The organism is Marinibactrum halimedae (assembly GCF_021234875.1).
In the GTDB taxonomy this organism is placed as follows: Bacteria; Pseudomonadota; Gammaproteobacteria; order Pseudomonadales; family Cellvibrionaceae; genus Marinibactrum; species Marinibactrum halimedae.
The window spans coordinates 1-10,009 of sequence record NZ_JAJQVM010000042.1 but is presented as its reverse complement, the minus strand read 5'-3'; the positions used below and the strand labels follow the sequence as shown (position 1 = coordinate 10,009).

The 10,009-nt window shown below is 45.4% G+C and carries 8 protein-coding genes; all 8 read right to left on the bottom strand.

Going from position 1 to position 10,009, the window contains the following annotated elements:
- Positions 1-126 precede the first annotated feature (126 nt).
- Positions 127-390, bottom strand: a complete 264-nt coding sequence (locus LU351_RS18300; protein ID WP_232595546.1) for a wax ester/triacylglycerol synthase family O-acyltransferase — start codon at positions 388-390, stop codon at positions 127-129.
- A gap of 141 nt (positions 391-531) precedes the next feature.
- Complete coding sequence (gene gorA, locus LU351_RS18295) at positions 532-1,917, bottom strand: glutathione-disulfide reductase (RefSeq protein WP_232595545.1); 1,386 nt, start codon at positions 1,915-1,917, stop codon at positions 532-534.
- Between the two features lie 266 nt (positions 1,918-2,183).
- Positions 2,184-2,558, bottom strand: coding sequence for a hypothetical protein (locus LU351_RS18290; protein ID WP_232595544.1), 375 nt, complete (start codon positions 2,556-2,558; stop codon positions 2,184-2,186).
- 26 nt (positions 2,559-2,584) lie between these two features.
- Entirely contained in the window at positions 2,585-4,204 is a 1,620-nt protein-coding gene (locus LU351_RS18285) for a methyl-accepting chemotaxis protein (protein ID WP_232595543.1), read from the bottom strand.
- A gap of 321 nt (positions 4,205-4,525) precedes the next feature.
- Complete coding sequence (gene cobA / locus LU351_RS18280) at positions 4,526-5,308, bottom strand: uroporphyrinogen-III C-methyltransferase (protein WP_416053971.1); 783 nt, start codon at positions 5,306-5,308, stop codon at positions 4,526-4,528.
- Positions 5,309-5,441: 133 nt separating this feature from the next.
- Positions 5,442-6,725: a serine--tRNA ligase gene (gene serS, locus LU351_RS18275; RefSeq protein ID WP_232595542.1), complete on the bottom strand. Its 1,284-nt coding sequence runs from the start codon at positions 6,723-6,725 to the stop codon at positions 5,442-5,444.
- 66 nt (positions 6,726-6,791) lie between these two features.
- Positions 6,792-7,166, bottom strand: a complete 375-nt coding sequence (gene crcB, locus LU351_RS18270) for a fluoride efflux transporter CrcB (RefSeq protein ID WP_232595541.1) — start codon at positions 7,164-7,166, stop codon at positions 6,792-6,794.
- A 189-nt stretch (positions 7,167-7,355) separates the two neighbouring features.
- A complete protein-coding gene (locus LU351_RS18265; protein ID WP_332840166.1) occupies positions 7,356-9,872 on the bottom strand; it encodes a TonB-dependent receptor plug domain-containing protein in 2,517 nt (838 codons plus the stop codon).
- Between the last annotated feature and the right edge of the window lie 137 nt (positions 9,873-10,009).

The following is a 10,009-nucleotide window of genomic DNA, read 5'->3' as shown; positions in this document are numbered from 1 at the left end:
AATTGTTATAACAGCTTAAATGCGTTGTACCGTTGGCAAAGCCTCAACTGAAGGGCTAAAGCGATAAGCAGGAACACCACGTAAAGCTGGGTCAGTTAAACCTACTCTGGCCACCACCCGATTCAATTAATCGGTTTCATCACAAATCATCAGCGACACAAAGGTCATGAACAACCCAAAGGACACCATAAAGGCCGGAGAGGCCATGCTCAGCATGATTAAACCATTCACAATCCAAAGGCTTTTCACTAGCCGGCTTTTACCTCGGTATTGCGATGTAAAACGGCGATAGTGGCAATGATTGGGGTCGAACTGGTCTTCTTCACGCCAACGGGGCATAAAGAATTGACCCCACACCAACAGTGGAAACAACAAAATGGATAAGCGCACACCCTCCTCCTTTTTGCTCAGTTCAGTCCAACTCCCCCTCACTTAAACATCAGTATAGATCGCCAATCTCTTCCTTGAGTAAGACAACCCATCATTCCTACCCACCGTAAGATAACGACAAGATAACGACCCCGAAGATCACTATTTCACGTCTCGCCGAACAACCCGACTGACTTCGCGCATGGTCACAAACTCTTCAGCAGCGGTCGGATGAATGCCTATAGTGCTGTCAAAGTCCGCTTTGGTCGCACCTGCTTTCATCGCAATACCTATACCTTGCATGATTTCTCCTGCTTCAGGCCCAACCATGTGACACCCAATCACTTTGTCGGACTGCGCATCCACCAATAATTTCATCAAGGTACGCTCGGTTTGCTCTGTCATGGTGAGCTTCATCGGCTTAAAAGTCGACACAAAAACCTTAACTTCGCCGTATTTCTCCACGGCTTGTGCTTCAGACAGGCCTACTGTCCCGATAGAAGGCTGTGAAAAAACCGCCGTTGGGATATTGTCATAACTCACGGGCTTTTCCTGATTACCATACAAGCGGTGAGCCAGGGCCATGCCCTCCGCTAAAGCGACCGGTGTCAACGCAACACGATCAATCACATCGCCAATCGCATAAATGGAAGGCTCATGGGTTTGAAATTCGTCATTAACAAGAATGGCACCACTACTGGCGCATTGCACTTGTGTTTGCTCAAGCCCTAAATCGGCGGTTTTGGGTTTTCGCCCTGTCGCGTACATCACACAGTCAAACCGCTTTTGAGAGCCATCGGCAAAGGTAACCAATAATTTCTCAGACGCTTCATTATCCAATTTCTCAATGGAGGCTATCTGGCTGTTAAAGTTAAGGTGAATGCCTTTTGCACTCATTTGCTCTGCAAGAAATTCGCGGACATCGTCATCAAACCCTCTTAAAAATAGAGGTCCGCGATAGGACAACTCTGTTTTTGCCCCTAAGCCATTAAAGATTCCGGTAAATTCCACAGCAATATACCCTCCCCCCACTACCAATACAGATGAGGGGAAAGTCTCAAGATAAAAAGCGTCATTGGAGGAAATAACATGTTCATTGCCAGGGAATTCAGGCACATAAGGCCACCCTCCGACAGCAATAATAATGCGCTCTGCTGTGTAGGTATGTTCACCCACTTGAACACTGTGAGGCCCCATGATTCTTCCTCGGCCTTCAATCAACTCAACCCCGGCATTGCTTAATATGGTTCGATAAACGCCATTTAACCGCTCGATTTCCTGAGTTTTATTGTCTCGCAAAGTGGGCCAATCGAAGGTAGGCGAAGGCACATTCCAACCGTAACCTTTTGAGATTTCAAAATCTTCATGGCAATGGGAACCGTACACAAACAGCTTTTTAGGCACACACCCGACGTTAACGCAGGTTCCCCCTAGAAACAAATCTTCACAAATGGCCACTTTGGCACCCAGCTGCGACGCCATTCTACTGCTGCGGACACCACCAGAACCGGCACCAATAACGAACAAATCGTAATCGTAGTCAGACATAAACTTCACTCCAGGTTGAACTTAGCACCCCCGTTGACTGAGACAAACACACTATGGGTATGAGTCAAAGTACTTGAGAGTTTCTATAATTTGAGAGTTTCTATAATTTGAGAATTCCTACACTGAGAATCAAATGGGTAGTGAACCCATGAATTGCAAGGGAAGGAATGGGAAAAACGAGAATGGTCATCAGTGCTGGATACACAGATAAGAAGGTACACAGATAAAAATCAGCAGGGGCACTCCCATCAGAAGAAAAGCACACCTTATACCTTAGTGTTAATGCCATGACGATGACGACGATCTTGACCGGAACGGCATTCATACAAGTTAGAGCCATGATGGCCCCGACGGTCTTTCCCGCTTCGCCGTTCCGTAAAAGCAGCTTCTTTTGCAGAATCAATATCAGTGAATGACTCTCTCAATTCATCAGCAACGCCATCAACCGATCCGTCAATGAGGGCTTCGCCCCTCTCATCGGTACCATGGTCGTCGCCGCTATCATCACCGTGACCACCATGCTCACCCTCTTGGTCCGCCTCATCGTAAAGCGGTGCGGTAACGTCCGTTTTACGCTCCACTTTCTTCAACAATTTCTGAGCAGTGACGACTGGCATTCTGCTTGGGGGAATACCATCCATATTTCAGCCACCTGTTGTGAAAAGCTCTAGACCTTAAACTGGGCCGCAACATGCTGCAAGCGACTGGCAAGGCCTTGTAAATCCGAACTTAATGCCGACACTTTTTCTGTACTGCGTTCAGCCAACTGCGAAGAGTCACGCATGGAGTTCACATTGGACTGAATAGAATTGGCAAGGCGCTGCTGTTCTTCTGTGGCACCGGCGATTTGCATGTTCATATCGGAAATGGATGCCACCTTTGAGGTAATCGCTTCCAGAGAATTCCCAGTAGCGCCCGCTTGATCAACACTCACCCGAGCTTGCTCTTTGCCCTGAGACATTACTTGCACTGCCGATTGAGCTGCCGATTGCAATTGTTCAATCACTTTCTGAATCTCGTGGGTAGACTCTTGGGTACGAGAAGCGAGGGTTCTAACCTCATCGGCAACCACGGCAAATCCACGACCTTGCTCGCCAGCACGAGCCGCCTCAATGGCTGCGTTTAAAGCCAACAGGTTAGTTTGTTCCGCAATGCCTTTGATAACATCTAAGATACCGCCAACGCTCTCAGTGTCACTCTCGAGCTTAACAATCACTTCTGCCGCCCGTTCTACTTCAGCCGCCAAATCATCAATGGATTTCACGGTATTGCGGACGATTTGTTTACCTTCTTGAGCCTCATTATCAGCATCGGTTGCTGCTTGCGCCGCTGACCCAGCATGTTGAGCCACATCATTCACACTGGCCAACATATCGCTCATGGCCGACGAAACAGTCGCCGACGACTGGGATTGCTCAGAAGACGCTCTAGCGGTTTCTGTCGATACATCTTTTAGGTCTTGAGAAACACCGGATAAAGGCTGAATGACTTCAACCACACCACCAATGGTGCCATGAAGTTTCTCAACAAAAACATTAAACCAATGAACCAAATCGCCTAATTCATCCGAAGAGTTTTGTTGAATACGACGAGTCAAATCCCCTTCGCCTTGAGCAATGTCTTTTAATGAACCGATAATGTCTTCAAGGCTGCGGGTAATAATAATCACCACACTAAAACTGATGATCAATACTAAACCTACCGTTGCCATACCAATCACCACGCCCATGGTGAGATTATCTTCTTCCGTTTGGCTGACGCCTTCAATGGTATTTTGGAAGCGAGTTAGACTGGCTTTTTTGTATTCTTTCAGAGCGAGCGTCACACCATCTTCCAGCTTTGATTTTTCTTCGGCAATCTCCGCAATCCGAGAGAAGTCCACAGTGCCATCAATCATCGACTGCGTCAGCCTATAGGATTTGTCTTGATAAAACTTAATCTGATCTTTCAACTCCCCCATGGACAAGCGCTGAGACTCATCTAAATTGGCAATTTGAGTCACGTTATCCAATAACTGCGTGCCGAGTGATCGAGCATTGTCGAGCATCTCTTGTTCACCCGTTCCCGCCGCACTGGCCATGAGCTCTTTGGCTCGATCGAGCAACACAATATTGGCATTAGACAGCTCCAGAATCGGGAACTGAACTTCTATAACCTCACTGAGACGGCGATTGTTTTCAATACCTGAGTCAACAATGAGTATTAGAAATCCTACGAAGCCGACAATGCTCACACCGGATATTAATAATATCTTTACCTTAATACTCAGGCTACTTAACCAGCTCATGAAACACTCCGCTTTTACGTCAAAAAATTATAAGGCACATCAATGTGTTATTAAGCATAGCCATAGAACTGCTATCTGTACCAACTAGCACTACTCAAAAATATATCGGCGCTTTAAGCGTACACTTGAGCAAAACACACCTCGACGCTGGCATTCAAGGAAATCCAATTTCAATAGCGTGATGATTTCACTCTGGTTAAGTGCGGCTGACCCGGTACAACTGATTATGTACAACTAATTTAGTACAACTAATTCGGTACAACAGATCCTTCAATGCTTATGGGCTATTGATAAATAAAATGCCAATTACAGAAGTGTAGGTCAACGCCAGCGGAGTTGGCGATGCAGTTGCACAACTTCACCAATAATAATCAATGTGGGAGCGTGAATATCGGTGTGAGCCACCAATGAAGAAACATCGGCGAGAGTGGTAATGTGAACGTTTTGTTCAGGAGTCGTGCCCTTTTCAACAATGGCAAGAGATGTATCGGGCGAACGCCCATAGCGAATCATCGATTCAGCAATTTGTGTAATTCCGACTAACCCCATATAAAAAACCAGAGTTTGATCAGGCTGTGCCAGTTCTTTCCAATTCAGATTAATGTCACCATTTTTTAAATGGCCTGTAATAAATCGCACCGACTGGGAATAATCACGATGCGTCAGCGGGATACCTGCGTAAGTAGCGCATCCAGATGCTGCGGTTACCCCAGGCACGACTTCAAAAGGAATACCCAGTTGTGCCACGACTTCCAATTCCTCACCGCCGCGACCAAAAATAAAAGGGTCTCCTCCTTTTAAGCGTACCACCACCTTCCCAGCTTGCGCATAATGCACTAACAGATCATTGATACTCGCCTGAGGCATAGCGTGGTCAGCTCGACGCTTTCCCACGTACACCTGCTCTGCAGAAGGCGGCACCATGGCCATAATGGGTTCAGAAACCAAGCGGTCGTATAAGACCACTTCGGCTTCCGCCAAAATTCGAACAGCTTTGAGTGTTAGCAATTCTGGATCACCGGGCCCTGCCCCCACCAAATACACTTTACCGATAGGTGTGGTGCCCGGCGCGCTGTGCGCTCCATTGTTATTTTGCTCAATCACCGTTCTTTTTGTTTCCTAAGTTTTACAGGTTCGAATCCCAAGTGCACACATCGGCAATCTCATCATCTATGTCTGATGACCATTAACCTGATGACATGCCAAATGACAAACTAAGAAAGCGGTTTATACGCGTTTAAGGATTGCCAATAACCGCTTTACCCGCCATATAAGGACGCAACACTTCGGGTATTTCAATCGTACCATCAGCGTTCTGATAATTTTCCATTACGGCAATTAAGGTGCGGCCAATGGCCAAACCAGAACCATTTAACGTATGTAAAAATTCTGGCTTACCGGTTTCGGGATTACGGAAGCGCGCTTTCATTCTACGTGCCTGGAAATCACGAAAATTACTGCACGAAGAAATTTCCCGGTATTTTTCTTGAGACGGCAACCACACCTCAATATCGTAAGTTCGTGCAGCAGAAAACCCTAAATCACCGCCACACAAAATAACAGTACGATAAGGCAAATTTAATTTCTCGAGAATGGCCTCAGCATTGTTCGTTAAGGCTTCCAACGCGTCATCGGACGCCTCTGGCTTAACGAATTGCACCATTTCTACCTTTTCAAACTGGTGTTGGCGAATCATACCGCGAGTGTCCCGACCATAAGAGCCGGCTTCACTGCGAAAACAGGGCGTGTGACACGTGTATTTAAGCGGCAGCTGGTTGGCATCAATGATTTCATCACGAAGCATATTGGTAACAGGCACTTCCGCTGTCGGGATCAAATAAAAACCACGGTCGTCCTGTATTTTAAATAAGTCTTCTTCAAACTTGGGTAACTGACCGGTGCCGAAAAGGGAATCGCGGTTCACAATGAAAGGCACGTAAATCTCTTCATAACCGTGATCTTGCTGATGAGTATCTAGCATGAATTGAATTAAAGCGCGGTGAAGACGTGCTATATCCCCTTTCATGGCCGCAAATCGTGAGCCCGTAATTTTAGTGGCCACTTCAAAGTCTAACTGCCCATTGAGCGCAGCGCCTAAGTCCACATGATCTTTCACCTCGAAATCAAATGACTTTGGAGTGCCCCAACGACGAACTTCTACGTTATCGTCTTCGTCATTCCCTTCTGGTACAGCATCGTCTGGAAGATTCGGAATTTCCGCCAATAGCGCATCCAGTTGCGTTTGCACGCCACTTAACTCAGTCTCTGCAGCAGACAGCTGCTGCTTTAAATCGTCCACTTCTTTCAATAAAGGCGCAATATCTTCCCCTGCGGCCTTAGCTTTACCAATATTTTTTGATCGATTGTTTCGCTCTTGTTGCAAGCTTTCCGTACGCACCTGAATATCTCGGCGAGACTGCTCTAAAGCATGGAATGCCTCTACGTCTAATGTGAATCCTTTTTTAACCAGCTTCGCGGCAACGTCTTCTGGTTGAGTGCGAACAAATTTTGAATCTAACATGATGCCTGTTTCGAATAGAGATTAATTTTCATACACAATCAAACGTAAATTGCATTGTGTACAACGCTAAAACCATTTAGGCGCTAAGTGTAACCCTAAGGCCGCCGCCAGCAAACCGCCAAACACTGACGAGAGAACATACATAATGGCCGTCCCGGGTTGATGCTGCAACCAGAGTGTTATTGCCTCTAACGAAAATGTTGAAAAAGTAGTAAAGGCGCCTAAAAAACCCGCAATTAAGATCCATTTCCATTCAATGGGCCACACGCCCTTTTCCACAATAACGATATAACTCACCCCAATAAGAAACGAGCCGAAAATATTGATGAGAAAAGTGGCCCAAGGAAACTGCCCTCCTTGCACCGGCAACCAATAAGTACTGATGGTAAATCTCAACAACGCCCCCAGCGCCCCTCCCGCTGCCACTGCCAACCACTGCATGAATACTCCTAACGTTCTGTTTATGACTTGATCACGACTCCCTGGCCCGACGGTATTCTTAATAAAACCTTGTAGCGTATCTGCCCTCAATATAATACGGCGGCTGACAAAACAAAAACGGCTGCATAAAAGCAGCCGCTAAGCATGTTACTCTAAGGCCTCTAGAAATACCGTCTAAAAACACATCCTTTAAAAGCGCACACTCATGCCCAGTCGCGCACTTCTCGGATTTTGATAATACATGATGGCACGATAATCTGGGTTTGGATTTCCCGGTGAACCGGTTTCTGAATTTTCATAGATTTGCACGGGCTTTTCAGAATCCAATATATTGAAAATATCTAGTCTCAGCTCTAAGTCTCCCCCCCATAAATTGGTGCTGTAGACCATATTGAAATCAATATTGGTGATGGATGGTGTTCGACCCTGTGAGCCTCTGGGATGAAAACGGTATTCTCCTGTTTCATTGTTAAATGAATAAAAAGTTTGGCCATAGGACGGGTCCTCGTCTGGATGACCCAACCCAAAACGATTAATGGGTCGACCAGACTGAAAGGTAAATACCCCCCCTAATCGCAACGTTTCAAACCATTGGTAATTTCCCCATACTTTTAAAAGATGGGGCCGGTCATTCGGCGTATTCCCAAAAGCACCGTCTGTTAACTGGACAAAATCAAAGTCGGTGGTGATACCGGCATCGCCTTGTCCATTATCCGATTTCACCAACCCTTCTGTGTTGCCTTCCGATTCCGAATAGGTGTAGGAACCTTGCAGTGACCACACACCATCCCACACTCGATCAAAGGTCACTTGCAATGCTTGATACTCGCGCTGCGCTTCTGGGTAGCCAAGTTCATCCGCACTGAAGGTTCTTTGCTGTAACGTACCATCTTCTTGAGGTACTCGAACCGTAATACTCGTTCCAGGGTTGGTTAAGACATATTCATGTATTTCTTCGATTTGCACATCATCAATGCCACTTTGCAATTCACGATTAATGTAACTAACCCCGACACTCCACATATCATTTAATTGATGATTGTAACCAACGATCCATTCATCTTGATACATTGGCTCAATGTTCGCGTCCACAATGGTACTCGTATCGGCAATTTCCCCATCATCAAAGTAATGTACCGGGCTGATCACCTGGGCAGTGGGTAATCCGTTCGCATCAATGTTGGCCGGAGCATCCGTCGCAGGGTCAATGGCACCGTCAAATAAAAACCAGGTTTCCGTAAACAACTCAAAACCCGCCAATCGGGCATTGGTATTATTGGGAATAGATAAAAAATAGCGCCCCCAGTTAGCGTACAAAATCGATTTTTCTTCTCCTGCACTGAAATCCCAGCGTGCGCCCAAACGAGGGGCAATTTGATCATTAATTTCAATAAAGGTCTCACCTCGTCCGTTTTTATTATCGAAATTTTCACTGCGCACACCCAACGTCAGCTCCAAATTCGCATTCACTTGCCAAATATCTTCTAAATAAAACGCACGTGCCTCAGTTTCAAAATCGCCATTATTGTATAAATACCGTGTCCGAACGACATCTACATTACTGCCATCGCCGTTCACATCCGGTACGACATTACCATCCTGAAGCGAAGAGCCCGGCGCCAAACTAAAATAACGATAATACTGCCCATGAGGCCCAGCATAAAAATTCTCTGTTTGGGTAGAATTCACTTCATTATCCATCCCAAACCGAAGTAAGTGATTTTCAGCAAATGCCCATTCCACATCAAAACGAAAGGCTTCTCTTTTGTCTTCACCCAGTTCAATCACCAAAAAATCACCGGAGCAACCCGCAATTCTGGGTAAATCAATACCAGGGTTGTTATTGAGAATATTGGAGCAAATACCCGATTTAGAATTATCATCCCCTAAATCGTATTTATTCTCTCCATACAATAACGAAACCGTCAACGCATCACTAAAGTGGCCCTCATAACGCAAGAAGGTGTTTTCCCCACCTCGACTTTCAATGGTCGTTGATGATTCAGCACCGCCGGTTCGATTAGACAGATAATCATAATCCTTATACAAATCACGTTCTATCGTCCGCTCATCACTAAAATACGTTAAATTTAATGAATGGTAGTCATTGATATTCCACAATAAATCCAACCCATAAAAATCATCATCTTGTGTTTCTTCATTCCGAATATTCACAGAGGCACGCTCTGTGTAATCCCGCTCCGTACTTTGCATTTCATAAAGGGCATAGAAAAAAAGCGTGTCTTCAATAATCGGCCCACTCACATAAAAGTCACTGACCCAACGACCTTCTTTATTTTTTGAATTGTGATCGTAGATTTCACCGTTGGTACGATAACTGTCTGGCTGACCAGAATAAAATTCTGAGGGTGAAAAATAACTGACGTTACCATAATGAAATTCATTGGTGCCATGCTTTGTCACCGCATTGATAACACCCCCTGTAGAGCGACCAAATTCTGCTGAATACCCTCCGGTTTTAATTTCAAAGTCACTGTAAAATTCAAATGGCACCGACGCCCCACCCAGTCCATTTCTAAAGTTAGTGACATTCATACCATTAATATAATAAGCATTTTCAGCAACGGAAGAACCGCCAAAAGAAATCAACGTTTTATCATCTCCAAAACGAGCATCACCGGCAATCGTGCCCGGCGCCAATAAGGCAACAGATTCGATATTACGCGCAACCGGCAAAAATTCGATTTGCTCATAAGGGAACCTCTATAAATTCGTTTTTTTAGCGCGATAATTTTCTAATTTTTTCTACCGGAACATTTACCGAAAATAATTATCATTACGCATTTATTTACAAAAATATTGGATAAAAATTCGTTCTTTTG